This window comes from Exiguobacterium sp. s161 (assembly GCF_018619045.1).
Lineage (GTDB): Bacteria > Bacillota > Bacilli > Exiguobacteriales > Exiguobacteriaceae > Exiguobacterium_A > Exiguobacterium_A indicum.
Map to the genome: position 1 here is coordinate 53,241 of NZ_JACSNH010000008.1, position 26,488 is coordinate 79,728.

The 26,488-nt window shown below is 38.7% G+C and carries 25 protein-coding genes; 14 read left to right on the forward strand and 11 right to left on the reverse strand.

Annotated elements, in window-relative coordinates; genetic code table 11:
- Positions 1-183: 183 nt before the first annotated feature.
- From KNQ14_RS15490 to KNQ14_RS15495, 3 genes are all read right to left on the reverse strand, one after another.
- Positions 184-2,097, reverse strand: coding sequence for a heavy metal translocating P-type ATPase (locus tag KNQ14_RS15490; RefSeq protein WP_214861715.1), 1,914 nt, complete (start codon positions 2,095-2,097; stop codon positions 184-186).
- Between the two features lie 485 nt (positions 2,098-2,582).
- A complete protein-coding gene (locus KNQ14_RS16880) occupies positions 2,583-2,711 on the reverse strand; it encodes a hypothetical protein (protein WP_256442258.1) in 129 nt (42 codons plus the stop codon).
- A 61-nt stretch (positions 2,712-2,772) separates the two neighbouring features.
- Positions 2,773-3,099, reverse strand: coding sequence for an ArsR/SmtB family transcription factor (locus KNQ14_RS15495; protein WP_214861778.1), 327 nt, complete (start codon positions 3,097-3,099; stop codon positions 2,773-2,775).
- A gap of 357 nt (positions 3,100-3,456) precedes the next feature.
- On the opposite strand from KNQ14_RS15495, the gene KNQ14_RS15500 reads away from it, so the two are divergent.
- Positions 3,457-4,878 carry an N-acetylmuramoyl-L-alanine amidase gene (locus KNQ14_RS15500; protein WP_251138427.1) on the forward strand — a complete coding sequence of 474 codons (1,422 nt, stop codon included), beginning with the start codon at positions 3,457-3,459 and terminating at the stop codon, positions 4,876-4,878.
- A gap of 163 nt (positions 4,879-5,041) precedes the next feature.
- On the opposite strand, the gene KNQ14_RS15505 is transcribed toward KNQ14_RS15500, so the two are convergent.
- Positions 5,042-5,290, reverse strand: a complete 249-nt coding sequence (locus KNQ14_RS15505) for a hypothetical protein (RefSeq protein WP_225218477.1) — start codon at positions 5,288-5,290, stop codon at positions 5,042-5,044.
- A 117-nt stretch (positions 5,291-5,407) separates the two neighbouring features.
- On the opposite strand from KNQ14_RS15505, the gene KNQ14_RS15510 reads away from it, so the two are divergent.
- The 3 genes from KNQ14_RS15510 (at position 5,408) to KNQ14_RS16840 (ending at position 7,395) form a co-directional block, all read left to right on the forward strand.
- Positions 5,408-5,602 (forward strand): hypothetical protein, encoded by a 195-nt coding sequence (locus KNQ14_RS15510; RefSeq protein ID WP_101803054.1) that lies wholly within the window; start codon positions 5,408-5,410, stop codon positions 5,600-5,602.
- 367 nt (positions 5,603-5,969) lie between these two features.
- Positions 5,970-6,473, forward strand: a complete 504-nt coding sequence (locus KNQ14_RS15515) for an RNA polymerase sigma factor (RefSeq protein WP_214861720.1) — start codon at positions 5,970-5,972, stop codon at positions 6,471-6,473.
- Positions 6,454-7,395, forward strand: coding sequence for a DUF4871 domain-containing protein (locus tag KNQ14_RS16840; protein ID WP_251132685.1), 942 nt, complete (start codon positions 6,454-6,456; stop codon positions 7,393-7,395). The genes KNQ14_RS15515 and KNQ14_RS16840 overlap by 20 nt, the downstream gene beginning before the upstream one ends.
- A gap of 479 nt (positions 7,396-7,874) precedes the next feature.
- Here KNQ14_RS16840 and KNQ14_RS15525 read toward each other — a convergent pair whose 3' ends face one another.
- Together KNQ14_RS15525 and KNQ14_RS15530 are read right to left on the reverse strand one after the other, a co-directional pair.
- Positions 7,875-9,065 (reverse strand): MFS transporter, encoded by a 1,191-nt coding sequence (locus KNQ14_RS15525; protein ID WP_214861722.1) that lies wholly within the window; start codon positions 9,063-9,065, stop codon positions 7,875-7,877.
- Positions 9,066-9,084: 19 nt separating this feature from the next.
- Entirely contained in the window at positions 9,085-9,843 is a 759-nt protein-coding gene (locus KNQ14_RS15530) for an MBL fold metallo-hydrolase (RefSeq protein ID WP_214861724.1), read from the reverse strand.
- A gap of 126 nt (positions 9,844-9,969) precedes the next feature.
- Here KNQ14_RS15530 and KNQ14_RS15535 point away from each other — a divergent pair, with 126 nt between their 5' ends.
- Positions 9,970-10,377 (forward strand): Lrp/AsnC family transcriptional regulator, encoded by a 408-nt coding sequence (locus KNQ14_RS15535; protein WP_058266030.1) that lies wholly within the window; start codon positions 9,970-9,972, stop codon positions 10,375-10,377.
- Positions 10,378-10,782: 405 nt separating this feature from the next.
- Here the strand turns inward: KNQ14_RS15535 and KNQ14_RS15540 are convergent, their stop codons facing one another.
- From KNQ14_RS15540 to KNQ14_RS15560, 5 genes are all read right to left on the reverse strand, one after another.
- The gene (locus KNQ14_RS15540) at positions 10,783-11,802 is read right to left on the reverse strand and encodes a tyrosine-type recombinase/integrase (RefSeq protein WP_214861726.1); all 1,020 of its coding nucleotides are present in this window, start codon (positions 11,800-11,802) and stop codon (positions 10,783-10,785) included.
- A gap of 1,362 nt (positions 11,803-13,164) precedes the next feature.
- Entirely contained in the window at positions 13,165-14,052 is an 888-nt protein-coding gene (locus KNQ14_RS15545) for a hypothetical protein (protein ID WP_214861728.1), read from the reverse strand.
- 63 nt (positions 14,053-14,115) lie between these two features.
- Complete coding sequence (locus KNQ14_RS15550; protein ID WP_053451928.1) at positions 14,116-14,742, reverse strand: DUF4145 domain-containing protein; 627 nt, start codon at positions 14,740-14,742, stop codon at positions 14,116-14,118.
- Between the two features lie 471 nt (positions 14,743-15,213).
- Positions 15,214-15,612 carry a hypothetical protein gene (locus tag KNQ14_RS15555; RefSeq protein ID WP_214861729.1) on the reverse strand — a complete coding sequence of 133 codons (399 nt, stop codon included), beginning with the start codon at positions 15,610-15,612 and terminating at the stop codon, positions 15,214-15,216.
- Between the two features lie 3 nt (positions 15,613-15,615).
- Positions 15,616-18,198, reverse strand: a complete 2,583-nt coding sequence (locus KNQ14_RS15560; protein WP_214861730.1) for a DEAD/DEAH box helicase — start codon at positions 18,196-18,198, stop codon at positions 15,616-15,618.
- A gap of 499 nt (positions 18,199-18,697) precedes the next feature.
- On the opposite strand from KNQ14_RS15560, the gene KNQ14_RS15565 reads away from it, so the two are divergent.
- The 9 genes from KNQ14_RS15565 to KNQ14_RS15605 all read left to right on the forward strand — a co-directional run bounded on the left by KNQ14_RS15565 (position 18,698) and on the right by KNQ14_RS15605 (position 26,487).
- Complete coding sequence (locus KNQ14_RS15565) at positions 18,698-19,186, forward strand: helix-turn-helix transcriptional regulator (protein WP_214861731.1); 489 nt, start codon at positions 18,698-18,700, stop codon at positions 19,184-19,186.
- Positions 19,187-19,536: 350 nt separating this feature from the next.
- Positions 19,537-19,725: a hypothetical protein gene (locus KNQ14_RS15570; protein WP_214861732.1), complete on the forward strand. Its 189-nt coding sequence runs from the start codon at positions 19,537-19,539 to the stop codon at positions 19,723-19,725.
- Between the two features lie 14 nt (positions 19,726-19,739).
- Entirely contained in the window at positions 19,740-19,964 is a 225-nt protein-coding gene (locus tag KNQ14_RS15575; protein ID WP_050678812.1) for a hypothetical protein, read from the forward strand.
- A gap of 92 nt (positions 19,965-20,056) precedes the next feature.
- Positions 20,057-21,148, forward strand: coding sequence for a hypothetical protein (locus tag KNQ14_RS15580; protein ID WP_214861733.1), 1,092 nt, complete (start codon positions 20,057-20,059; stop codon positions 21,146-21,148).
- A 22-nt stretch (positions 21,149-21,170) separates the two neighbouring features.
- On the forward strand, positions 21,171-23,540 hold the full coding sequence (locus KNQ14_RS15585) for a VirD4-like conjugal transfer protein, CD1115 family (protein WP_214861734.1): 2,370 nt from the start codon (positions 21,171-21,173) through the stop codon (positions 23,538-23,540).
- Between the two features lie 12 nt (positions 23,541-23,552).
- Entirely contained in the window at positions 23,553-23,795 is a 243-nt protein-coding gene (locus KNQ14_RS15590; protein ID WP_214861735.1) for a hypothetical protein, read from the forward strand.
- 28 nt (positions 23,796-23,823) lie between these two features.
- Positions 23,824-24,240 carry a hypothetical protein gene (locus KNQ14_RS15595; protein WP_214861737.1) on the forward strand — a complete coding sequence of 139 codons (417 nt, stop codon included), beginning with the start codon at positions 23,824-23,826 and terminating at the stop codon, positions 24,238-24,240.
- Positions 24,241-24,266: 26 nt separating this feature from the next.
- On the forward strand, positions 24,267-26,171 hold the full coding sequence (locus KNQ14_RS15600) for a pLS20_p028 family conjugation system transmembrane protein (protein ID WP_214861739.1): 1,905 nt from the start codon (positions 24,267-24,269) through the stop codon (positions 26,169-26,171).
- A gap of 4 nt (positions 26,172-26,175) precedes the next feature.
- On the forward strand, positions 26,176-26,487 hold the full coding sequence (locus KNQ14_RS15605) for a DUF5592 family protein (protein ID WP_214861741.1): 312 nt from the start codon (positions 26,176-26,178) through the stop codon (positions 26,485-26,487).
- Position 26,488 lies beyond the last annotated feature (1 nt).

Sequence of the window (26,488 nt, forward strand, 5' to 3'; positions counted from 1 at the left end):
TCTTTTAGTGCGTGTGATTCCTAAGGGAACTTTCAATAGCTTTCTAGGAGTTACTTAAGTAAAAGAGAGAAAAGGGGCAAATTTAAAAGCCTCTTTTCTCTCTTTTGGTCTGTATAAGTTTGTAAAAAAGTACTTTTACAAACACTTTATAGTACATTCTATTTTAAAAAAGTCTGGACCAGATTATCTAGATTTTAACAAACGAAGCCCATTTAGAATTACAACCAATGTACTTCCTTCATGAATAATGACGCTGATTGCTATATCCGTTAATCCTATTAAGCTTACGACAATTAGAAATGCTACAACTGCCATTGAGAAAATAATATTTTGCCAAATAACACGATTCATTTTTAAAGAAATCTGATGAGCTTTTACTAATTTGGATAAATCGCTTTTCATTAAAACTAGATCAGATACATCTACTGCAACATCTGTACCATCTCCCATAGCAATTCCGACATCTGCTTTCACAAGAGCAGGTGCGTCATTTACACCATCGCCCACCATAGCGGTTATGCCATAGTTTTCTTTTTGTTGATCTATAATATTAGATTTGTCTTCCGGCATAACATTAGCGATAACTTCATCCAGTCCTAACTGTTCAGCAACCGCCTTTCCGGTCATTTCAGAATCACCAGTAATTAAAGTAGTGTGTATACCTAGTTTTTTAAAATACTCAATAGTTTCTTTCGCATGTTCACTTGGAATATCCATTAGCCCAATCAGACCAATGACTTCTTCATCTTCTGCTACATATACGACTGTCTTACCTTCTGATGCCCATTCACTATTTAAATGAATATATTCATCTGAAACACCGTCAAAAGAAGTCGGCTTTCCTATTCGATAATTTTTACCTTTGTAATCTCCTGTCAATCCTCTACCAATCTGATTTTCTACTTCAATAGCTAGTTTATTTTTTTGTTCAAACTTTCTTAGAATAGCATCTGCTAAGGGGTGGTTGGATTCCTTTTCAAGAGCCACTACGATATCAATAATATTTTCTTCGTTTACAGAATTAGTAAAATAATAATTGGTTACTTCAGGTTTTCCTTTCGTTAAGGTTCCCGTTTTATCAAAGGCAATTGCTTGAATCCCGGCTAATTGAGACAAATAGGAACTTCCTTTTGAAAGTACGCCTCTTTTAGCTAGATTTGAAGTGGCTGACAAAGTTACGGATACAGTGGCTGCAGCTAGAGCACACGGTGAAGCTGCGACTAAAAGAACTAATCCTCTATAAGTACTTTGTGACCAAGTCCAATCTAAAATCATGGGAGTGAGTAAAATGAAGAGCGGTATTGCCATTAAAACAACTGTAACGTATTTAGGTTCAAATTTCTGGATAATACTGGCGGCTTTTGTTTGATTATTTTGATTTTGATTGACTAGTTGTAAAATTTTTGAAAAAACAGTATCTTTATTTTCTTTTGAGACTTCCATTGTGAAAGTACCTGTTCCATTAATCGTACTCCCAAAAACCATGTCTCCTTTGGATTTTTCTTTAGGGATACTTTCTCCATTGATAGAAGATTCATCAATGGAGGTATTTCCAGATAAAATGACTCCGTCAATGGGTACTTGATCTCCATTCAATACTTGGAGCCGATCTCCCACTTTTAATTCATTAACATCAACAATTTTTGTATTGCCATCAGAAATGATCAATCTGGCAGTCGTTGGATTTAATTTAAGTAATTTTGTGATTTCTCGTTTGCTTCTACCTTCAGCATAATCTTCTAAAAAATGCGCACCAGAAAATATGAGAATCAGCAACGTTCCTTCCCAAAAATTCCCTATCAGTGAAGCACCAAGTGCAGCTAATCCCATTAAAATGTGGGAATTAGGTGTAAATTTATTTTTGGCTTTTGTATTTTCAACTGTTTCTCCAATTCCTTCAAGAAGAATGACATGATAGCCCGCACTAATTGTTGCAATTGAAAATAAAATGTTCTTAGTAATTGTATACTCTCCATTTAAAAATAAAGCAATAAGCGCTAGGGCTAACCCAATGAAGTACAAAATAATGGGCATCTTTCCGTGATTATGGTCGTGGTTATGTGTTTCATGAGGTTGTTGTTCTTTAACTGTCTCCATTTCTATCACCTCTTTAAATGTAATCTCTTTGGTTTTCGTACACTTATTGTTTGTGTCCATAGATTTTGTGGACTTATTCCCTCTAAACTAAAAAGAGTGGCGTGTAATATCTTCTATATAAGTTGAATTAATGTTTAATAATCTAACGCACAACCGATCAATCGTTTCTTTTTTCGGCGCATGACGTCCTGAAGAAACGCACTGACAGTCAGAATAATTTTCTGGACGTTGCCAAAGACTACATTTCTAGAATGCCATAAACAGGCATGGGCATTATACTATTCTTCTATTAAAAAAATTGCACTGGTCTCATAATCCACCGTACCCATCAGCTTCACGCCCTTATGCTGGCCATAGGTGGGAATGAGTCGCTGTTTTCCTTTGAGGAACCAGGTACGGCCAATGGCTTGGTAATCATGGATCATCTTCAAATACCAGGGGATCAATCTCACCGTCTATCAATTTTTTAATGTTGGAAAGGTCTCTCAAACTAACGTGTCTGGCTTTTTGAGATCCGCTTTTTGAAGTGTATAAGTCGGTCGTGTATAGCTTAATTCCATTGAATGCCGGAGATTGGAAGCGTCTTTTTGTAATCGGTTATGATCATATGCCATTCTTTTTTACTCTTTTCAACATATAGGATGTCCAGCAGTGAATCTTGTAATTAAACTTTTTTCAATGATGGATCGCGTGTTCAATGGCCTGCTTTAAAAGATTCATGACATGATCATCGTCTTCCGAATAGTAGAGTGTGGTTCCAGCTCTACGATATTTCACTAATCGCAACTGTTTCAGAAAACGCAGTTGATGCGACACCGTGGATTGGCCCAAATTCAACTTTTCTGCCAGGTCATTGACGGAGTATTCACCGGAACACAGCAGATTCAAAATGCGAATTCGAGTAGGGTCACTTAATGCTTTAAATGTTTGGGAGACGATAAAGAGGGTTTCTTCATCTAACCGCTTACTCGTGGCGGAAACTTCTTCTTTTTCAAAATCCATACTCATCTTCTAAAGACCTCCAAAGATATATTTTAACCTTATAATCAATATATGAGCATATTTTCATATATTGATTATAAGGTTTTCTTTTATTAATTGTCAAGTATATTCCCAGAGTCTTCTTTTTAGCTTAAAATTGTCGAATTGCACCCGTATAACCAGCTGAATTTCATTGGAAAAGACAAATCTCTATCATTAAATGTATCTTTATGCCCAGGCATTTCGATTAAAATGACAAAATAAAATAAAAATTAAATATAATGTCAGATGTGTATTCAAGTAGAAACAGTTTAAAGTATGTTGTAGGTATAAAATAGGGGGTATTATGAGTTGAAAAAATAGATAATAATGCTTGTAATGATTTTGCTAGTCTCGATCTACACGCCAAAAAGTTATGCAAATACAAATCTCACTTTCGTAGATGTAGCTAATCATCGAGCTCAAGCTGAAATCTCGTATCTCGTGACTCGTGGTTTTGTCCACGGGGTAACGGCAACAACTTTTGTGCCTAATCGACAGGTAACTCGAGGTGAAGCAGCCGCTATGCTCGGCGGAGCACTAGGGTTAAGTGGGGTTAAAAGAAATACCAAATTCTCTGACGTAAAAGTAGGCAACTTCGCTTCAGGATATGTGGATGAATTAGTTCGGAAAGGAATAATATCAGGTTATCCCGATGGCTCGTTTCAACCATATAAAGTTCTATCTCGTGGAGAGATGGCTCTTCTGATAAATAGGAGTTTTAATTTGGGTGGAACCAGTGTCTCTACTTCGGTGGATAACTTAATGCGAAAAGGAATTGCACAAGGCTTTCCTGATGGCAGTTTTCGAACGGATGAGACCATCATTCGAGCAGACTTTGCAATTTTTTTGGCAAGAAGCTTAAATGAAAATTTCAGAGTTAAACCGGAGGGTGTTTCATTTAGCAAGACAATGTATGTTAATACAGGTGCTGATACTTTAAATATGCGTTCTGGTCCCAGCACTTCGGATAAAGTAATAAGCAGTTTGAAACATGGAACAACCGTTAATGTCGCGTCATCAAAAAATGGCTGGTCACATGTTCAGGTGAATGGTGTTACTGGTTACGTCAGTACAAATTATCTTGTAGCTTTAAAGCCCACTGTTCCCGCACCAGTTTCCACTTCCCTAGGAACGAGTGATTTGAAAGTTATTATAGATCCCGGTCATGGGGGGACAGATCCAGGATCCGTCGCTAATGGTTTTCAAGAAAAGATGATTACTCTAAATGTCGGAAAACACATGAAAAGTTATTTTGATCAAACACCGATTGCTACTACAATGACACGCAGTACCGACGTTTTCATTGAGTTAAGTGACCGTGCTAAGGCAGCAGCAAAAAATGATGGAGATGTTTTTGTTAGCATTCATACAAATAAATTTAATGGCGAAGTAAACGGACAAGAAACCTTTTACTATGCGAAAACAACAGCGACAAATCCGAACGTCCAAGAGTCACGTGCGCTTTCCATTTATCTGCAGGCACGCATGCAAGAAGCGTGGAAGTTGACCAATCGTCAAGTTAAAGTAGGGAATTTAGCCGTGCTGCGTGAAAACACAGTTCCTGCCTCCCTAACTGAAATAGGATTTATCGATAATTCGAAGGATCTTCAATTTATAAAATCGGAGTTGGAGCGTCAAAGAATGGGGAAAGCGTTATTTCTCGGTACACTGGACTATTTTTACCATTATGAAAAACGAACTGATGTATTGCCATACTACAAAAAAGCTGGAGCTTCGCTCAGCAAAAAGCTGCATTGAGCTACAACTATTTTTAAGTACTGCTTCTGTAATGAAGGAAAAGATTGAATATCTTGTATTTGAATAATTTTCAGCATTTTTCGCCAACTCTTTTTAATGGAGAAAGATGAGTTTTATATGAATTTACCATTTGTCTTGTTCGGATTCGAAAGAAATTCTGTCATTAAGTTTTTTTAAAACTGTTTTTAGTTTCAGCAAGTTGTTTAACTAGTTGTTGGTGGTAAAACACTTTTGACCAAAGGTAAATAGCCAGTCCAATAAGCAAAATGGGCATTTGCCATCCCGTTTTATCATTCAAAACAAAATCATAAAGGGCCCAAACAAAGAGAGCCACACTATAAAAGAGGAATCCGTATGTTGAGGATCTCTCTTTTTTTTGTTTTCTTTTGTTCTCTTTTTTCGTTGCTGTCATCTTTTTTCTCCCTCACTTCTTCTGTTTAGGTATTTTTACTAACTGAACTTATCCCGTCAGGTAATTCTAACTCTAATGGATTTAGGCGATTAATCAACTAAGTAATAAGGCAATTCAATGAAAAAAGATATGTGCATTGGTACTGAAATGGATGGGGAATCAACCATGAAGCAAACATCTTTCTTGGTCTTCCGTCAAGAAAGTGGACACAGAAAAACTGTTCTTTTTCTTCCAAAACTCTATCGCGCTCTGCTTGATCGGACACAAGCAGTTGTAACGGCGATAAAGAATGGATGGGTAGAACTGAAATAACTGTTTTTATTAGTCAGGACTTCAAATGATGTGAGCTTTGAAAAAATTAATGAATATGCAGTACTAATCGATAAGTAAATTTCCAATTTTTTTCCAAAAATCGATATTAGAAATGCAGCTAATTTAGAAGTCTTAAATATCTTTGGCTGGAATTTTTAGTTTACATATCATGAATTTATCGGAAGTTACTTGAATACGAAGGGAGAGAAGAGGGAACAACCACATCTTCTCTCCCTTTTCCGTTATATCTGGACTTCTTTGAATATTTCTTTATGGATGAATACAAAGCTTTTATAAAAATTATTTTAAAAAGCTGTGACGGAAGAGTGAACTTATGTGTCTAATTAGATAAGAGGATGGTGATCTTATGGAAACAGAATCGTGGTTCGAAGACTACGCGGAGGAGATGTACAAATATATTTTGTTTATGGTGAAGGACCGCGGTACGGCAGAAGACCTGACGCAGGACACCTTTATCAAAGCTTTTGTCCACTCAAGAGAATTCAAGGGAGATTCCGCAGTCCGGACATGGCTTTACCGGATTGCCTATACGACGACAATGAATCATTTCCGGAAGAAGCACCCGGTTTCCACCCTGTTCGACTCACCCATCAACATGAAAAGCGCAGAATCCGCTTTTCTGGAGCAAGACAATCTGAAGGAATTGTACCGAACGATTTCCACGTTGAAGATGAGCCATCAAAAAGTGATCATTCTCCGGAAAATTCAAATGCTGTCGGTCAAAGAAACGGCGGAAGTTCTCGGATGGAGCGAAAGCAAAGTGAAGATGCAACTTTCCCGAGCTTTGGTGTCATTGAAGGATTCCATGAAGAAGCAAGGAGGGGTGAATTATGAACAATCGACAAGATGAGGAGTTCCAGCGGCTGTCGAATGCTGTTTCACTGTCCAAGGAATCGAAGGAAAAAATGCGACGTGCCGTTTTTAACATTCCACGAAGACAAATGAATACGTTTCGGTTTGCTGCCATTTTTGCACTCCTGTTGATTGCAGTCGCGTCATTCCTCGCTGTGACCCTTATCCAAGAAGGACAGGAGTCCTCGGTTGGATCATTGGGACAAGGGGAAAGGGCTGTGATGAATTTTTCCGATGAGAGCAACAGCTGGAAAGTAACCTATACCCAAAAGGGGATAGAGGGGGATAGACGGGAAGCGTTTATGACCATCGAGTATACCGGGGAGGGCACGAAGCCCGAGAAAGTCTCCTATCGGTTTGTTTACAAAAATGATCAAGGATCCTTTGGGGGAGCGCTTCTACTGAGTGAAGATGGCGGTTATCCAAATGTAGATTTAGGGACTTGCACAACCTGTATTTTATATTCGGAAGAGGATGAAATCGCTGGAACGATCGAATGGGGAGATCAACAGGAAAGCTTGGTCCTAACAAAAACCGATGAGTCGAAATGGCAAGAAAGCCCTTTATTTGAATCAGGTAGCTATACAATGATCGGTGAAGAAGAAAAAGCAGGCTTTATTTATGATGGCGGTGAAGTGGTCCGCTTCTATGAAAATAAACCCCAAAAGTACATGTGGCATTTCTGGGGAAGCCAAACAGAGCTTACCGGTTCGTTCAAAGTAGTTGGAACCCATGAGAACAGCAGTGAGGGAATTGAAGTGGTTCCTGAAGGGGATATATTGATACCAAGTCCGAATAATGGCGCCGATCATCATATCCCGACCCTGATGTCCCTGCCCGAAACGGGCATGTGGAAGTTAGAGGCGGTTATTAATGACAAGGTCATGGGCACGGTATATGTGGAAGTGCATGAGCAGTAGCTGGAAAATCAATGGCTTCAGCTCGTTCATATTACAGAAACAGACACCACATATCAGCACTTATTGGAAGGGAAGGAGGTAGAAAACGCTTCTTCCTTTTTTGTTTGTAAAAGTGTACTTTTCCGAACTATTTTTAAAGTAGCTGAATTATTTTCAACTAATCATGCTAATTTGATAACTTAATATAAAAAAGGAGAGATTGATAATTTTACTCAGTACCAATCTCTCCGTTTATTCTTTTTCTTATAGGTTTACGAGTAACTTCATTCTCTATAAATCTGTCAATGTGGCTTTTTGTTTTAGCTCTTTAAGATATTTATTAATGTCTCCATTATGCAGCGCAGATTTTAAAAAAGTTTTTACTTTAACATTTATCTGCATTTTGTGTGTTGAACGTTTTTAATCCTTTGAAAATTTATTAAACCATATCATGCGATTGTTAGTACAGTATGGCACTAACCAAAGAATATTTGTCTTTTTTATGGTGTATGGACAGAATTTTTGGCTACTTTCTTTCCATGTAAAAAGTAGTAAAGGACGGATACTGCAAAGACAAAAAATCCTAATATTGCATATAATTTATTAAATCCGATTATTGATATAAGACTTCCGAGAATAGTAGGACCGAATCCATTGCCTAAGTCAAAAAAGATAAAGAAAGTTGCTGTCGCAAGTCCCATTCTATGTGGGGCAACCATATTAACGGCTATTGTTTGACTAACTGATGAAATGTTTCCAAATCCTAAACCAATCAGAGCACCTGCTAATAGTAAAGTAATGTTGCTACTTGCTACACTAAGGAGTAACATTCCAACACCAAATAGAAGGAAAGCCGGGTACATAACAAAGTTTGCACCTTTTTTATCAATAATTCGCCCGGAAAACGGACGAGAAATCAGAACGGCTACAGTATAGACAATAAAGAAAAAGCTGGCCGCTTCAATTAAGTTTAGTTGCAAAGCATACAAATTTATATAGGAAAGAACACTAGAGAAAACAAATGTCATCATTAAAATCATAATGGAAATTGGAATTGCCTTAGGTTCAATCACGTTAGAGAGCGTAAAACCGGATTTTTTTTCGATAACATTCGGTTTTTCCAATACAGGAACTTGAACGAAGAATGCGGTGATCAAACTTAAAATGCCTAATAAAAGACACAAAGTAAAAATCATGTCGAAGCTTGTTCGTTGGCTCAAGTAAAGACCAATGAAGGGACCAATTCCGGTACCCAGCGCTGTACTTACGGCAAAATAGCCAATACCTTCCCCTCTCCGCGATGCCGGTATAGTAAGAGCGACGATTGTCCCAATCACAGTAGTTGCTATACCTACGGTAATTCCGTTTAGAAACCGGCTTACCAGGAGAGAAGGTATACCGTTCCCTACAAAGTAGAGTAAGGTTGTTAAAATGAAAAGGGATAATCCAGTTATCAGTATGCGCTTTTGTCCAAATTTATTCGTAATTGGACTTGTGAATAAGCGACCGATCAATGCTCCGATAATAAAAATTCCTGCTGTTAGACCTGCTTGAGTTGTAGACGCATTAAATTCATTTACAGCATAAAGAGCGATTGTTGCATTTAATAGAAAAAATATTAGTGTCAAGAAAAAATTAACAGAAGAAAGAATGAGGAAATCTTTTGTCCATAATTTAGATGTTGTATGCATTTATACTTCTCCTCTATATTTAGAAGGTGTATGATTGACCATCATCCGGGATTAAAACATGGGATGAGATTTCTTTTTCTTCAATAAAGTTTTTTAGTTCTTCTCTAGATAGCGCCCAATGATTCACAGCTTCCATGTGGACTGAAATGATTTTTGCGTTCGGCGCAGCTTTATATACCTCGTAAATATCTTCTTTTCCCATTACTAAAGAACCGCCTTCATGGAATTGATTGTCTCCAGCGTTTACCACAATAATACTCGGGTTGTGGGCGTCAATGACTTCTTGAACTCCTTCATACCAAACAGTGTCGCCAGCCACGTATAATGTCTTCTCGTTTGAGTGTTTGAAGACAACACCGCAAACTTGACCAGCTAGTTCCACCATAGGACCTCGACCATGCTCTCCATTTGTTTTAATCAGTTGTATGTCCTCAAAAATTGTGTCTTCTTTCAAAATCTCAACGTCCTGAAAACCATCTGCTTGAAGAATGGTTGCATCTTCTTCGTTTTGTACGTATAACTTGATCTTTTTAGGTAATGCCTCTTTTGCTGCATCATCCCAGTGATCATGATGTAAATGTGTAACAATAACAGCATCTACATCTATAATGTCATTAATAGACATAGGTAGGTCCACTAAAGGATTATTTTGTTCTTGCCTAGGTGAGTTAGGGAAAGGGGCAAAGGTACCTTTCTCAGCTAACATCGGATCGATTAAAAATTTCTTACCGGCATATTTTACGACAATTGTTGCATTACGAATGTGGTGTATCTGCATTTTTCTATCTCCTTTTATTATGTTTGTTTTAAACTATTTATAGTCTATACTAGGTACAATTAATAAATACATGGCTTGATTAAAGTCATTTGTGTGTTTGACTTTATTAATGAAAGGAATTTACTGATGTTAGATAAAACGGATGTACTCATTTTAAAAGAACTCTCTCAAAATAGCCGGATTACGATGAAAGAATTAGGTGAGAAAGTACATCTATCTAGTCCTGCGACTTCAGCTAGAGTAATGAAGTTGGAGGAACAAGGTATTATCGAAGGATATACTGTTAAATTAAATCAAGATAAATTAGGTTATCCAATACATGCTTTTATTACAATCTTCAATAAAAGTGATCGTCATCAACCTTATCTTTTGTTCGTAGAAACACAAAATCAGCACGTAATAAATAACCATAAAATTAGTGGAGAGGGTTGTTACCTTCTTGAATGTAAATTTTCATCTAATAAATCCCTAGATGAATTTTTAACAGAATTGAATAAACATACCAATTATAAATGCTCCATCGTTATCAATTAATAAGGCTAGAATGATATTAAATTGGATTAGGTATCGCAAGCGATGATTCTCAGATTCTCTAACTTAATCATAATAAAGCTGAAGAACTATAATATTAATAAACAAATACGGTCTCTGATTTAAGGTCGGAGACCGCTTTTTTTATTTTAAGGTACAGAGAATAAACGAGCTTTTTTAGTCGACAAATTAAAGGTTTACATTTTGAATTAAAAATAAAGTACACATTGCGGATGTAGATACGTCATTTAATTTATAGTGCATTTACCATCTAACAAAACGGTCGTTTTATATAAAAATCTAATATACAAGTAAACTTAGTAGAATGACCGATAAATGTTATATTTTCTCGTATATTAATCAATGTCTAATTATTAAGGAGATTTGACGTTTTATATAAAAAGTCCCTTAATCATAAGGTAGCACATTTAAATTAGATTTTTTTAATTGTTGAAGATACGTATTCGTAGTCGTTATTGACTCATGCCCCGAAAGATTCATGACTTCATATAAAGGAATTCCATTCGCTAATAGCTTTGTAATAAAAGAGCGGCGAAACCAATGGGGTGAATTTTTTTGTAATGTTAATTGTGCGGAAGCAGCTTGAGCGATAAGTCTCAATGCTTCATAAGAAATAGAATTATTATTAGTCCTAATATTGAAACAAATATAAGGATTCGTTAACCCTTCAATTTGCATTAATTGCTTTAATCGATCGATAAGATGGATTGATTTTTGGGATAACGGAATGCGTCGCCACTTTTCACGCTTTCCTTTAAATTCAATATAGTTACTAGAAGAATGCTCTTGAACCTGGCTGAACTGTAGTGCTAGTAATTCACTAGCACGCATCCCTGTCGTCAACAACAGATAGCCCATCGTCTCATTGCGCAGCTGCAACAGCTCGCGGTTCTTTTTCTGCTTCACCGTATGGCGGAAGGCAAGGGCAATTGCTTCCATCTCATCAAAATCAATTTCTCGGCGAAGCGGCTCTGGCTTCATCTGCTCCTTCACCTGCAGCGACAGATCGCGCGCATGATAATCGTTGACGTGCAAGAAGCGAAGAAAGCGTCGCAACATGGCATTACGCCGCTTGACGGTCCTTGGCGCATACTGGTCATGGACCTCTTTTAAGTACTCGTGCAGATTCAGGATCGTCAATTGCTTGACACCCTGTGTCTTCGTCACAAAAAATCGTAAAATATAATCGAGATCTTGTTTGTAGGCCCGCTTTGTATGCGGGCTTTTTTGACTATAAATCGGGAACAACTCCGTCGCCCAGAATAACTCAAAGATCTCGATGTCACTCAGTGCTTCCATATTTAAGTGGTCATTCTCGAGTACCGCGAGCAACTTCTCCCGGCTATCGGCAAATGCCAATGCTGCCTCTTCTCGGATCTCCACTTCATTCATTATTTCCTCGTTCATCATCGATCCTCCCATCAATCTACTCAACGCTTCCTCTTTTGACACCTTTTTTATTCATGTGCTAAGTAAAATACCAATTACTTGCGTATTACATTTGATTATGACTGATATACAAACGTATTTAAAAGGTATCTAAGTAATCATTAATTGTATTACATCATTTATTTATATTCAGTATAACAAACAACTACTTGTGATAACAGGTAATTATCACAAGTGATTTTAAATGGATAATATAGTTGACATAATATCTTTTGGGGTGAATTTAGCGGGGGGAGAATTCATGAGAATCAGTCATCAGTCAATTGGATGTTTCTCTCCAGGTTATCTCCAAGACGTCGAACGATTTATCGTCTCATAAAGAGAAGTATTCTTATGTTAGTGAGACGAATGATGGAGAGAAATATTATGACTCTTTAAAGTTTGATGAATCTGTTAAATCGTGCTATGAGGATGTGCGGATTTTAACACGTAAATGTCTCTGCAAGGGTACTGTAGTTACGAAGTCACATCGAGCGGGGAGGGGTTATCATGAGGAAGGACATTGAGTGCCGATATATAGCAAGTATCTTCTTTTCAGTTGCCCTCTCTCAAGAAAGATTAAGCTCCCTCGCCTTAACACGTAAGGCTATGACGTGCATCAGACAAAGAGAGACGAAGTCTTTTTTTATGATTTGGAGAAGGAAGTCATGCTGCTATGAAACATCGCTACGCCCCGCTCGCCTTGCCCGTCTTATTGGTGGTGTTGCGTTTCCTTCTTGACGCAACCAGTCGAGGTTAAGCCAGCGGAGCAACAGTAAGAAAGGTATCATTTTGTTCTATTGATACAAGTCAACTTTGAGCGAGAGATGATTGGTTTGAGTCCGATCAAACTGTATTTACTTCTTTACAAATCAACTATCAATTATGAAAAATATTTGAGGTTGCATGGATATGCTTATTTGCATGATGAAGTAATAGGAGCTAAAGGTTTTATAGGATAAACACATGTAGTCAGAATCAAATCAGTAGACCATTTGTCTAGTTTTAGTGCTTACGAAACGATAACTTCAACTGGAGATGATTAGACTGTTTTAATGAGATATATAATTTATACTGCACCTTAGCATAAAGAAATTATGTTCTCTTCTTTAGCTGAATTTATAAATCAGGTAACATATCTACCTTCAAGCCTTTAAACTACTATTTTCTAGGTTCAGGGAAGGCTTCGAGGGGGAGTTAAAGTACCGTTAACATTAGAAGCGGCGATGATATTGATATTCCTTAATCACCCCTAAAGTAATTCTATATTACAACATGATCTATACCAGTTAATGAGGGTGTAGGTCGGAAAGCATCGAGTACTTTAGCATTAAATAAGGGTCAGTTTAATGTTAAGAACTCGACTTTTTCATTAATTAATTTGTTAATTGTATCCGAGGAAAAAATTTTTTCTTGATCTTTATATAAAAGAATTAATGAAAATGAAAATGGACGATTAAGCGTACTTACGCTCAAATGGTCAAATATTTTAACTAAATCTATAACATCATCTTTACTATTTAAAGTACACTCAACTTTATAATAAACAGGAGGAGTAGTAATATGAAATTTTTGGATTTTGTGTAATTCAAAAACTTTGTCTGATAAATACTTTAAATTATTGATCATGAATCCTTTGTTTTCTTTTTCTACAAAAATTGAAAGTAAAGTGGTTAATAATTTAGCAAGATTAATAATTGTATTGAATTGCAAAATTTGATTCTTCAAACACCCTTTCGTTTTTTCAAAGTTAAGATTTCCTTGTACATTTTTTCCCCACGAAGCATGAATAACTTTATTTCTGTATATCCTCAAATTTTCATAAAGTGTAATTAGGATTAAATAAACTGATTTATTTTGTACCTCAAGAGGTAAAGCAGAATTTTTTTTATTTAAAATTTTTTTGAATTCTTTAATTTTATATAAATAAGTCGATTGAGAGTTAATGACGACATTATTACTTTCCAATATCCATTCAACGATCATATCTATGGTTTTAAAAGAATTTACAAATAATAATGGGCTCAATTCTATATAAGTATCAATTTTGTAATGAGTTAATAATGAATCACTAACTCTAAGGAAATGATTAAATGTCCCTTCATCAATAGTATTGAACTTTACTAATTGTGGACCATCATCAATTTGTTGAGAAAATAAATTACTAATTTTGTCCAAAATCCACCTTTCATATTCTACTTTCTCGTATAGTTGATCAATATCGTACATTAATTATTTCTCCTTTATTTTTAAATTATATAAAATTTAGACTTCTTTAAAATAATAGATAGCTTAATTTTCTTCAGATGATATAACGTATGAAGGATATTCATAATTAGTTTTCAATAGCATTTCTATAAACTTTAATATATTCTCTGCTTCTTTTTCGCTTTTTAATTCTATTTTATGAGTTGCCTCGTTTCCCTGTAATCGAATATAGTCGATCCAACCTTTATTCGATTTATTTATATAGCCTTCATCTGATAAATAATTAACGTAAAAAATAAAATTTTTATTCTCTTCAGCACCGAAGTGTACTGCTATATTCATCAACATCTTTCTAGCAAGTAAAACAGTGCCTGTGTAAGCACCTCCAGAAAAAGAATTTCGTGCTTCAGTATAAAGAGATGCGATTTGTGGAGGAAGCTCTTCTACAAAATGACCAATCATTTTACCGGGGAATTGTCTCTCATTAAAATCAAAAAAAGTAGGACCTTTGCATGAAGGGCATATATAAATCCCTTTGTAGTGAAATGTATTACCACTTCCGTCAGAAAAATTATTAATTTTATACCCTTTATCACTCGATACTTTATCATTACAGAATCCACATAAATAACTCATTGATGCAACTCTTTCTGGATCTGACCAATGAAAATCTGAACCAAAAATTTTCTTAGTAGTTTGTTCTTGTTCCATAATAATTCTCCTTATTTTATAATATATTAATGGAAAATACCGTTTCCTTTGAAGGAAATTAACTAAAGTTCACTTGCATAGTCTTTTTCTAGCAGCCGCTTTGAATTCTCAATCGTATCCGTTTTTCCATGCCATTATAGTGATGTGAATATCCATTGAATTTGTCTGGTAATACATAGAATGAATTAAACTACACCCCGTTTACTTTGAGTACTTTCCGTAATATAAATCACCATGTGCATTATCACCCAAGATATTTTTATAAATCTGAATTAAAATAATCTTAATTGTGAAATCTCTTGTATTTATAAATAATAGATAAACATCGATTAATACATTACGATCATTCCTATCTTAAAAATTCCTGCTACACAAAAGCCCTTAATTCTAGCGAAGGTATACATGACATCGACACAATCATTAAGGTTGTTTTCAATTAATTTCATTGTCTATTCTACTCGGAAAAGTCGATTAATTACTAAAGTAACAATTAAATTGAATTCCATAGGTATCGATTAAGTGTGAATCTGTTGAAATAATGACTTGTTTCATTGAATCAGTTAATTTACTTCTGGAAACTCCGGGCTGAACGATTGAAATATTTAATCGAGTTACATAGCCTGATCGAATCATTTTTTTTAAGGTATTCAATATATTTAAGTCCCCTTTTTCGAATCTAGAACTTAAATGACTCTTTCTTCTAGCATTTTCACGATAAATCATACGATCAATCAGTTCAATGATGTTATCGTTCCAAATAATCGATTTTTCTGCTTGACCACATACTTCATATAAGTCTTTAACTCTAGCACCGGGTTTAACTCCATCTGAATATTTGCAGTGGTATAAATTAAATGTTATATCTTTCATCTTTTAATTAATTTGGATCGAGACAACATCTGCGATTTCTCCAGAACCATCATCATCAAAGATAACATCTGATGATTGATCTACAATGTTATGAATCGTAGCATACTGAATAGAGTCAGTTTTTTTGTTAATGCCTTGAGATTCAGATTTAATATCGACACCAAGTTGAATCCAATTGATTGGTATTAATTTATTTGGATTTAATTCAATATTTTTTTTAGGATTGACAGTAATGCTTAAATTTTCTTGTACAACAACGACTAAACCATTATTTTGAATAAATGATATTTCAGGAGCATTATTAAACAAATATTCTGTTGCGCTTATCTTCTTAGTTCGACTAATAAGTATAAATAATTCATCACCTTCGATTTGTGAGAAAGAAAATGAGTTTTTTTCGATACTTTGTGCAAAAACATATTTGCGTTCATTTATCCATAGTTCAAAATGAAGTTTTTCTTTTATAATTTTTGGATTTTTTAATTCAGCATTAAAAAATGGATAATGTTTATTTTCTTTTTCAATATAAAATTGCTTACTCAGTGAATTGGATGTTTCGATGGATTCAGGTAATAAAATTTTATATGGCGTACCCTCAGGAAATTTATTAATTGGTTCTGAGACTAACGAATTTTCAAAAATTTCAGTGGTACTAATACTATCATCTAATATTTTTGAGCCAATTAATTTGCACCATTCCTTCCAAAAACCAATGCTTTCAACCCATCTCATCCATACTTTTCCTTTATAAGAACAACCAATGCTGATTCTATTTCCATTCTGATATCCATAGCCAAACAAATTTGATTTAATTGAACCTGCAGATATTGATTCATTAATTCCAGATTTAATATCAGATCCAGTAAACATTCTAAAACTTATTCGTCCGCTTGGTTGTTGCTTTAAACCTAGTGTTCCAATCATTAAACGATTGATATCGCTTAAACTTCGATAAATTACATCCCCTTTAATAGCAGATGTTTCTTTAAAGATTTTTTCGATGAGTTTGTTTCCTTTACTGACATCGGTTTCATGTATATGAATCAATTTTTTCTCTTTATCATAAAAAACAACAAAGAAATCATAACCATATTGAAAGATATTTTTTTGATCTGACCAATGTACTCTAGATTCAATTTCTTCGATGAAAATAAAAACATTATCTTGTTCATTTATCAAGTTTGTTGTTCTAGTTTTATCTAATACATCTTCCCAACGATTTATATCAATTTCTGCAGAAAAATTTCTAAAAATGCGAGTACTTATTTTAAGTTTTATTTGTGACAAATCAATATCTTTCACATGACCTTTTTTAAAACTACTGTAAAATTCATCTGTTTCAATTTCTTTAGAAATAGCATTGCTTGAATGAATATTTAAAAGTTGATTCCAATCAGAGTTTTGGTGATAGAGTTCTTCAACGGATTCTTTCAAATCGTCTATTGCAATATTAGTTACTAATTTAGCGTTTCCTAGCTTCTTTTTTCCAGATCTAGCGAATCTACCAATGAACTGTAGAGTTATAGGTAAAGATTTGTATTTGTCATGAATAGCTGCAATTTTTAACGTCGGGATATCTATCCCTTCTCCAAACATGTCAACGCATACCACGATTTTAGATTTACCGTTCTTGATAGATTGCATCTTTTCTTTTCGTTCAGCTGCAGGAATATTTGAATGGATTACAACCGGATTAAGATGAGTAAACGTCGAATAAATCTCTTTAAACAGTTCATCCGCTCTCTTTTGAGTGTTTGCTCTAGCTAATAAAATATGATTGAACCCTTCATCTATATCTTTTTCCAAAAGTTTAATTGAAATTTTTGCAATTTCTAAATCAGATTTTTGCTCGTCGAATTCTTTAATAGGATAAAAGTCGATAGGCATAAAATATCCGGCATTTTGAGCTAGTGAAAGATCGTAATTAAAAATGATTTTTCCATCGATCTTTTTTCCATCATTTCTAAATGGAGTAGCTGTAAACTGCAGTATTTTATTTTCTGTAAACATCTCTCTGACTAATGACCACTCTTTAGCTGCTAAATGATGAGCTTCATCAAAGAACACTACATCTACTTTTTGAACTAATTGTTTCATTATTTTTGGCGACATAGAACTTAGCATTCTAGGAGTCGTAACAATGATATTAGACATTAAAATATATTCAAGTAACAAATCTTCATCTTCTTTTTTAGGTTTTGATTTATACATTAAAGTTGTGGGGAGTAATGCTTTTTTTGATATCATTTCTAATTCAGGTAAAATCCCAAATTTTTTAGCACCCTCGTAAAGCTGTTCTCTTAAATAATTTGAGGGAACAACAATAAGAGATGAAGTAATTCTTTCAGAGACTATTGTAGAAAAAATAGTTTCAGATTTGCCAGTACCAGTAGGTAAAACAATAGTGGCTGGAGTGGATGAAGTAGTCCAATGAGCTCGAATAGCAGATAATGCACCAAATTGAGGTACTCTTAATCCAATTTCTTCTTTCTCTCTAGATACTTTTTCTATATAGTTATCTTTCCAGCTATCTGAAATTTCTTCTGGACTTATAAATATCTCTTTATCATTAGTAGTAATACTCAATCGATTTGATCCTAATTTTTTCTCATAACTTTTAAATTTAGACAAAATAATCACTACTTTCACAATTTAATATGAAGGAAAAATAAAATGGAAAAGTTAAAAAATACAATTAATTTTTATTCGTTTTAATAATATGGATTTAAAACCATATTATCTCTTTTCTATGAGAGTTAGCAATAAATGCGAAATAACATAAAAGTGGTTACTTAATTTGATACGATTTTCGCAATCAATTTTCCTGAAATGACTTAGCTAAATTTTGAGTTATAATAATCATTTTACTTATTTAAATATTTTACAATTTGAATACATATTCACCGCATCAAGTCTAATTTTATAAAATTAGACTTGATGCAACTAGTATCGTCATTATTCGACATATGTAATAAAGTTGACATATTAAAATATAAGTTGAATTAACAGAATAATCTGCTATATTCTAACTATCATCAGGAAGACATTGTCATAAAGTAGTTCTCAAAGGAAAGGAGCATGTACTATGTACCGATTCGGAGAGTGGTTAAAACGCGAACGTCTGGAACATGGTTGGAGTCAGGTAGAGTTGGCGGAAAAGACGTACGGAGAAATCTCACAGGCAACAATTAGCGCCTATGAGCGGAATCGTTCACTTCCTTCCATCCTGGATGTCCAAATCCTTGCGACAGCCTGTGAACAGACGCTTGGATCTATTCCTTGGGATGAGTTCGACTTAAGGATGGAGAAGAAGAGAAATTGGTCCAACCTAAAGCAAGAACGTTTCGATCTAGCAGAACTGCCACTTGCGGATTCCGTCCGCACGTTTGACGGTAAGACCTATCAGCTGCATGGACGAATTGCGATCGAACAAGAGAGTAAAGAGACGCAAGAAATTTCGCAACTCTATTACCGAATCCGTACGGTCGTCGGAGAGAATCAAGTGATTGCAAAACGAAAGCATCCGGATGACGAATTGATTCATGTTTCACGCCGTAAACTCGTCCATCAGTGAACCATCTATGAATATGTATCTGCTTATGGAGTAACACGAAACAATGACCGGAAGAAATGATGACTGTAGCAGCATATCGCTAAGGACAGTCCTTCCAAACATATATTGGCGTGTCCCTCACGAGTGACCGGGTGAGCGGGATATACGCAGAAATGGTTTGGCGAGAGTCGCCTAAAACTCGCCCACAGGTCACGTATTCGTTGAGGGTTATCGAAAAACCCTAGACAGATGTCCGGTACCGGACATCAGAGTTCGTGGGAGAACGTGCTCCAAACCCACCGCCCTGCTCGACTCCGACTGTCCTTAAGGATGTGCTGCTGCGCATCGACCTCAAGGAAGGAGTGTATGTTATGCCGACACGTGAACAGAAGCAGAACAAGACCTTTGCCGAGAAGTTGCTCCGGATTCAAGGGAAAGACTATGAAGAGTGGCTCGACGCCCAACATCAACTCGTTATCCAGGAGAACCAGGAACTGATCTTAGAAGCACTCGACTCGAAACTGAATTTCACATTGCCTGCATCCGCGTCACGGGATTGAGAGGAGGAAAACAGATGGGATTGAATGAAACAGGACTCAGCTTACTCCAGTTCTTTCAAGGACTCGCTGTCATCGCAGCAGCCATCGCCTTCGCAGTTGGTGGCTTCTACTTCATCTTCGGGGGAGACCGCGGACGCTCGAAAGCGGTCGGTTGGCTCGTCGGTGGCGCTGTCGGTCTGATCATCGTCATGGGTGCCTTTACGCTGGCTGAGATGGTCAACGATAATATCAAATTCTAATTGAACAAGTGATCGCGCAGACTGTCATTCCGAATTGGATGGCTTTTTTTATTGCCTTCGTTACGATGTCTCGCTTCAAAGGAGGAGAATATATGCTCTTCATCCGTTTCACGGATGTACCGAAAGATGGCTTTCCGAACTATGAGCGTCTCCCGTATGAGGAGGCGCTTTTATTATCGACACAAGTTCATCAGGAAGCCCAGCAAGCGAACGAACGCTTCTCGAGTGAGTTCCGGATTTTTGATGATGCTGACCAACTCGTCTACAAAGGAATGTTCCAGTTTGGTGATCCGACCTATCCGAATCTTTATCTGCAGCTGAAAGACCGAATCCCACGCATCCGGATCCGGAAGGAGGATGCAACAAAGAAGATCTTATTGCTCGAGAACTTGGAACGTTTAACACCGGAATCCTACAAGACGATGACGGCGTCAGCGATTCAGCAACAGCCGAATGCGACCCACGTCTCCCGCTTACGTCGCGGGCAACGTCGTCTCGTCTACGGCGTCAGCGGTGTCAGCCTCTTGCTCCTCGGTGCGTTGTCCGTTGTCCAACTCGTTCAGCCGGATCCACCGAGCGGCGTCCAAGCGGAAACTTCAGATTGGCAACCATTGTATGAAGCAGCGTTGACGGGAGAGACGGGTCCACTCGTCGAACGCCTGGAAAAACGAAAGTCGTTGAACGATGAACAACAGCAATTCCTGATTACACAGTATGTCGAAGAACAGGACTACGACCAAGCGGTCTCCGTGACGAAGGATCCAATCGATGTCGAGACGATCATCATGCAGTCGAAGTCATTCGCAACAGATCGTCAAGAGACATTGCAAGCCTTCCAAGCCATTTATCCGACGGATGAAGGGACCTTTGATCTCGCTATCCTAGATAAAGACTATAAACGTGCAGTCTCCATCCCGGACGTCGAGATGACGACAGCTCGTCAGGAAGCCAAAACACGCGCTTACATCGCATTGAAAGATGTGACGAAGGCTCAAGAAAGCGTCAAGACGGTTCATAACGAAGAATTGAAGGAGCAAGTGGCAATACTCGTCCAGTTAGATGAAGAGATTCAAGCACTCGAGGATCAAAAGCAACAGTTATCAAAGAAGACGGACAAAAAAGAGCTCGAGAAGCTCAATGAGTCGCTCGAAGCGAAGCAAAGACAAGCCTCTTCTCTTTTTTAACGAAAGTGTGGTGACTGAAATAATGATGAATTTCTCACTTCGTTCTCTTGTTACATCCGCTTGGCTGTGGCGATGTCTCACCTTTTTGATCGCTTTACCCATTGTATTGTTCTTAGTACTCAATGTGGCGTTTCAGTTCCTGCAACAGACAGTCCAAAATCTCTTTCAGGATGGGAAGTTAACGACCGGATCCCCGCTACAATACGATCCGAATTGGTGGACGACGCTTGCCTGGTCGACCTCCATCGCTTTCGCTTTGTTCGGTGTCTGCTTCCTCTTAGGAGGATTTCTCTTATTAAAGTATTGGCTCAACTTCCGCGATCTCAAAGCAGCACAAAAAGGAAGTGCCCGCTTCACGACATTTCAAGAGCTGAAACAGCAGTATCGCGATGTTCCGGATCGTAAAGAAATATATAGCGGTTCTGGCGGTGTTCCGGTCGGCCGCTATCGTGACCGCCTCTATATCGACGACAGCGCCGTCAATAACCTCGTCATCGGGACGACCCGATCCGGGAAAGGCGAGACGTTTGTCTTCTCGACAATCGACCTCTACAGTCGTGCCGAACGCCAAGCAAGCTTGATCATCAATGATCCGAAAGGTGAACTATTCGCCGCCTCCAAAGAGACACTCGAAGCACGCGGCTATCAGGTCGAGGTCCTGAATCTGATGAACCCATCGCAATCAATGTCCTACAATCTGTTACAGCTGACAATCGACGCGTATTTGGACGAGAACTACTCTCTCGCCCAACAGTATGCTCGTTCGGTCGCCTACATGCTTTACCATGACCCGAAGGCAAAGGATCCGTTCTGGAGCAACTCTTCAACAGACCTCTGTACCGCCCTAATTCTCGGGTTATGCGAACAAGCGAAACACGAACCAGAGAAAATCACGATGTATAACGTCGCTTTGATGTTATCCGATCTCGGCTCACGGACGATCATCGATGAAATGGGACAGGAACAATCGGCACTCGACGCCTTCTTCGCATCGTTTCCGGAGAATCATCCAGCACGCATGCAGTATGCGACGCTTCATTTCTCCGGTGGCCAGACCCGTGCCAGTATCCTCGCCAATACAAATGCCAAGCTCGGGATTTTTACGCTTGATGCGACGGCACGTTTAACGGCACAGAACTCACTTGATATGAAACTGATCGGCTTCAATCGTTGGATTCGTGGACGTGCCCTTCCCTTGTCACGGTTGACGTTCTCCTTCCAAAGCGGGAAACAACTCGCCTTGACGACGGACGACGACGGGAGTTTTGTACTTCATCACGAAGAAACCCTCAAAGTGGATACCGATATCACCGTAGAAAGTGAAGGACAGCAGTATACCGTGTCACTCTCAGGTTGGAGAGACGAAACAGTCGGTGTCTTCGACTGGACAACGGATGCACCAATCGACATACGGGAGATTCGGCAGCATCCGTGCCCGGTCGCCGTGTTCCTGATCGTTCCGGACTATGATCCAACACTGAATGTCATCGCCTCACTGTACGTCAAGCAAGTCTATACCTCCCTCGCTCGCGTCGCCTCGCAAGCGACGAGCGGACGTTGTGAACGCCAGGTCATCTTCCTGCTCGACGAATTTGGGAACATGCCAGCGATTGAAGGGATGGCGAACATCATCACCGTCTGTCTCGGTCGGAACATCCGCTTCAACCTCGTCATCCAGTCTTATGCCCAACTCGAGAACCTCTACGGGGAGGATTGGAAGACGATCGACGGGAACTGCGGGAACACGCACTACCTATTGACAGCAGATGAGTCGACGGCAGAATTGATTTCGAAGAAGCTCGGGGAGCAGACGATCGTCACGAAATCACGTTCCGGACAGACGTTCTCTCTCTCGAAGTCGAAGACGGAGAGTGTCGATGGTCGGCGCTTGCTGACGGCAACCGAAGTGATGGGACTGAAGGAAGGCGAGATGCTGATTATCCGCGTCATTAAGCGGCAAGACAAACAAAAGAAACGAATCCAATCCTATCCTCTCTTTTTGACAGGACGGACGGCGATGAAATACCGCTATGAATACTTGGCGGATGACTTTAATACGGACCGTTCCATCAACGATCTCGTCATTCCCTGTGCACATGCCCATCTCGACCTGAATACGCTTCGTGTCCCGTTTCATCTCGGTGCCTCAGTTGCATCGAAAACGGTTGAGACGGAGGAGGAGACACTTGACGTAACAGAATGGCGCGTCTGCGATGTCCTGCAACCGAAAATCCTACGCTCGATCTTCGAGACGACCGAATACGATACGTTACCGATTGATCTGTTCGAACAAGGCATTGAGGATAGGACAATCCCTGTAACCGACAACCAGCGCCATTTCTTGAAGACGATCATCAGCAAACGACTCGAGAAACTTCGTCATGGCGTCTAAGGAGGGCATCAAATGACAGAACTGACACGCACCGAACGCGTCCAGCGTGAACTCCGCGTCATCGCGACCATCATCAAGGAGAACAAGAAGCGTCTCCGTCGTGGTGAGGTATTGAATATCCAGACCCGGGACGGATTCCTCGTCGTTTTTGAGGAAGAAGACCCAGACTCAGGCGACCGAAAAACTGTTACGCTTATAGACACATTCGATTTCCGAGTCCACGTCAGTAATGGTGATCTGACGGATCCGGAATAGGTGTCATAAACGGAAAAGGGGTGGAGGCATGCAAGCGAAACGAGTACTCTCCGGACTATTGATTTCCTCTGCGTTACTTTTGGTCGGTTGTAGTGAAAATAGTGAAGCAAAGTCTCTTAAACAAGTCTCTGTAAAAGAAATTGATCAACTAAAAGATAGTAATCAAAGCAATTTCTTACTTGTTGATAGCGACAGTAAAGCAGAATTTGAGCCTTATGTAGATAAAGTGAAGGACATCGCTGAGAAAGAAGATGTACAAGTAAACTTGTTCAATCCTTTTCAACCCAACGGAAAAGATTTAGAAAATCGTGCTACAGATGAACATGGAGAATTAAAGGGTGGTCGTCTGTACAAACTAGAGAATGGTAAATTAGTTCGTTCTCTCGACCTTACTGCGTTAGATGACAAGGCAATCGAAGATGAAGTAACCTCTTTTATTAATTAAAAGCAGACAGAGAAGGGAGGACCATCATGGCTAATGGAGATCTAGCATCCAAACTGGAGGAATTTCAAGACTTATTGAGCATCAGTGATTTAGTGAGAGATGCGCTTCGTTCTATTGGTTGGCTTCTCGTTAGAGGTCTCTCCTTCATCATCGATGGTCTTGAACAGATTACAAATGACATCCTCCTCGTAAAATCATTCTTTAATAATCCTCAAGTGGTTGAATTCGTTCAGACGATTCAACCTTTTTTATATGTCATTTTAGCTGGGAGCTTTTTATTTACCGGTTACTTGATGATTTTTCAGAAAAAATTTGATCGAGAAGGGTTTCTCATCAATCTGTTTATCACTTTGTTAGTTTTAGGGTTGTTGTCTCCGACAATGATAAAGACAAGTGAGTTCACAGACAAAGCCATTACAAGCATCAATCAAGATGGAGTATATGAAAATCGGGATCATACTCTATCACAATCAGTGCTACAAAAAAATGTACATGATTTAGTCGAATACGATAAAACTGCTTTCAAAGATACAAAAATTAAAATTCCAAACTCTATTCCAGCAAGCCAAATCAAGAATATAGACATCAACGATGTATTTGATAGCGATGAGTATCGATTGAGTAAAGAAGGTGAAAATATTTCTCAGAACAAACTTGCTTGGAACGGGAAAGAAATGACCGAAACCGAGTTAGACCAGAGCGGTGTTGAATGGAACAACCAGTACTACTATCGCTATCATCCGAACTGGTTGACGATTCTTGTCACCCTTGGCGTGATGGGCTTCACCCTCTTCTCGATTGCCTACAAGCTGGCTCGACTTTCGTTCGAGTTGGCTTTTAATTATGTTCTAGCGATTTTAGTCGCCCCCGCCGATCTGCATAGCGGACAAAAGACGAAGAAAGTCATTCAAAGTATCCTGAACACGTTCCTCGTCATCATCTTGATTTTCGTCTCGATTAAGCTCTACACGATTGGGACGGCTTATCTTGCTGATACACTCGACGGTCTTGCCTATTTGATCGCGTTGATTGCTTTCTCCGCTGCCTTGATTGATGGACCGAACATGGTCGAACGCCTCTTCGGGATGGATGCGGGTCTGAAACGTGGGTGGGGTGTCGCACTCGGTGCGTATGCTGTAGGGAAAGGAACGGCAAAAGTAGGGGCTCGTGTCGCTGGACAGACGATGAAGAGGACATCACGCCCTACTACTCCATCCGCCTCAGAAGCTGCCAGTACGAAGTTACCACCGAATCCACCACCTAATGGTGGCACACCGACGGGTCGTCCGGATCGTTCGTCTGACAGTGTGCCAGTTCGTTCGCAAGCACAAGAGCGCACTTCACGATCAACCGGACAAGAGAACCAGCGCATTGAATCCACTGATTTATCGACGCACGACACGAATTCGGAGAGTCCGACTGCAACAATATCAAAAGAGTCCATACCACGCCGTTCGGACTCCGTCTCACCACAATCACCTGCGACTACTCCGTCATCATCGCAAACACCTGTTTCACAACCGAAGATGCCCGATGGATCGATGAAGGAACAATCAACTACTTCAGCTGATTCGTTCAATACCTCTGAAACAACTGTCGCATCACAGCCTACTTCATCGTCGGAGCAGCCCATTGGAACACGTGCACCTAATCCATCTTCTATTCACTCAGGATCAACATCTGACACGACACCTAAAGAGACAGCACATACTGTACCCTCTTCAGGCGCGAGCAATTCTTCACCTTCTATAAATGAGTCGCAAGAGACATCATCCGGAATACAGCGGCAACGAAAGTCGATCTATCAAACACTTGAGACGACGACACAAAAAGAACTCAAGCATGTCGAACAAACGCAGACACGTGTGACGTCAGAGTCGTCCCGGATGTACTCGACCGATGTCCCGCGGCTAGATCCGAAAAAGGAGTGAGACCATGCAACAGCGTCAGTATCGGATTCCGAACGAAGTCACGACCGAGCTGAAGATCAATAAGATGCTCTATCTCTATGATTTACTCTTTCTCGTCGCTTTGATCATCGTCCGGTTGATCGCCCTGCCGTTCATCCCGGACGCCTTACATCTTCCGTTCACATTCTTCCTGGTCGCGTTCGGACTCTTCCTCGTCATCCGCCCAACGACGAATCCAGAGAAACGAATGATTCACGTGCTCTATTACGCGCTGATGAAGAAGAAAGACACGTACATCGCATTGACCGACAGCAAGGACGAATCGAAAGGAGCGTGAT

Coding starts and splice junctions, on each gene's coding strand:
- KNQ14_RS15490 (WP_214861715.1), bottom strand. CDS start 2,097: ATGGAGACAGTTAAAGAACAACAACCTCATGAAACACATAACCACGAC.
- KNQ14_RS16880 (WP_256442258.1), bottom strand. CDS start 2,711: ATGGCATATGATCATAACCGATTACAAAAAGACGCTTCCAATCTCCGG.
- KNQ14_RS15495 (WP_214861778.1), bottom strand. CDS start 3,099: ATGGATTTTGAAAAAGAAGAAGTTTCCGCCACGAGTAAGCGGTTAGAT.
- KNQ14_RS15500 (WP_251138427.1), top strand. CDS start 3,457: ATGATTTTGCTAGTCTCGATCTACACGCCAAAAAGTTATGCAAATACA.
- KNQ14_RS15505 (WP_225218477.1), bottom strand. CDS start 5,290: ATGACAGCAACGAAAAAAGAGAACAAAAGAAAACAAAAAAAAGAGAGA.
- KNQ14_RS15510 (WP_101803054.1), top strand. CDS start 5,408: ATGAAAAAAGATATGTGCATTGGTACTGAAATGGATGGGGAATCAACC.
- KNQ14_RS15515 (WP_214861720.1), top strand. CDS start 5,970: ATGGAAACAGAATCGTGGTTCGAAGACTACGCGGAGGAGATGTACAAA.
- KNQ14_RS16840 (WP_251132685.1), top strand. CDS start 6,454: ATGAACAATCGACAAGATGAGGAGTTCCAGCGGCTGTCGAATGCTGTT.
- KNQ14_RS15525 (WP_214861722.1), bottom strand. CDS start 9,065: ATGCATACAACATCTAAATTATGGACAAAAGATTTCCTCATTCTTTCT.
- KNQ14_RS15530 (WP_214861724.1), bottom strand. CDS start 9,843: ATGCAGATACACCACATTCGTAATGCAACAATTGTCGTAAAATATGCC.
- KNQ14_RS15535 (WP_058266030.1), top strand. CDS start 9,970: ATGTTAGATAAAACGGATGTACTCATTTTAAAAGAACTCTCTCAAAAT.
- KNQ14_RS15540 (WP_214861726.1), bottom strand. CDS start 11,802: ATGAACGAGGAAATAATGAATGAAGTGGAGATCCGAGAAGAGGCAGCA.
- KNQ14_RS15545 (WP_214861728.1), bottom strand. CDS start 14,052: ATGTACGATATTGATCAACTATACGAGAAAGTAGAATATGAAAGGTGG.
- KNQ14_RS15550 (WP_053451928.1), bottom strand. CDS start 14,742: ATGGAACAAGAACAAACTACTAAGAAAATTTTTGGTTCAGATTTTCAT.
- KNQ14_RS15555 (WP_214861729.1), bottom strand. CDS start 15,612: ATGAAAGATATAACATTTAATTTATACCACTGCAAATATTCAGATGGA.
- KNQ14_RS15565 (WP_214861731.1), top strand. CDS start 18,698: ATGTACCGATTCGGAGAGTGGTTAAAACGCGAACGTCTGGAACATGGT.
- KNQ14_RS15570 (WP_214861732.1), top strand. CDS start 19,537: ATGCCGACACGTGAACAGAAGCAGAACAAGACCTTTGCCGAGAAGTTG.
- KNQ14_RS15575 (WP_050678812.1), top strand. CDS start 19,740: ATGGGATTGAATGAAACAGGACTCAGCTTACTCCAGTTCTTTCAAGGA.
- KNQ14_RS15580 (WP_214861733.1), top strand. CDS start 20,057: ATGCTCTTCATCCGTTTCACGGATGTACCGAAAGATGGCTTTCCGAAC.
- KNQ14_RS15585 (WP_214861734.1), top strand. CDS start 21,171: ATGATGAATTTCTCACTTCGTTCTCTTGTTACATCCGCTTGGCTGTGG.
- KNQ14_RS15590 (WP_214861735.1), top strand. CDS start 23,553: ATGACAGAACTGACACGCACCGAACGCGTCCAGCGTGAACTCCGCGTC.
- KNQ14_RS15595 (WP_214861737.1), top strand. CDS start 23,824: ATGCAAGCGAAACGAGTACTCTCCGGACTATTGATTTCCTCTGCGTTA.
- KNQ14_RS15600 (WP_214861739.1), top strand. CDS start 24,267: ATGGCTAATGGAGATCTAGCATCCAAACTGGAGGAATTTCAAGACTTA.
- KNQ14_RS15605 (WP_214861741.1), top strand. CDS start 26,176: ATGCAACAGCGTCAGTATCGGATTCCGAACGAAGTCACGACCGAGCTG.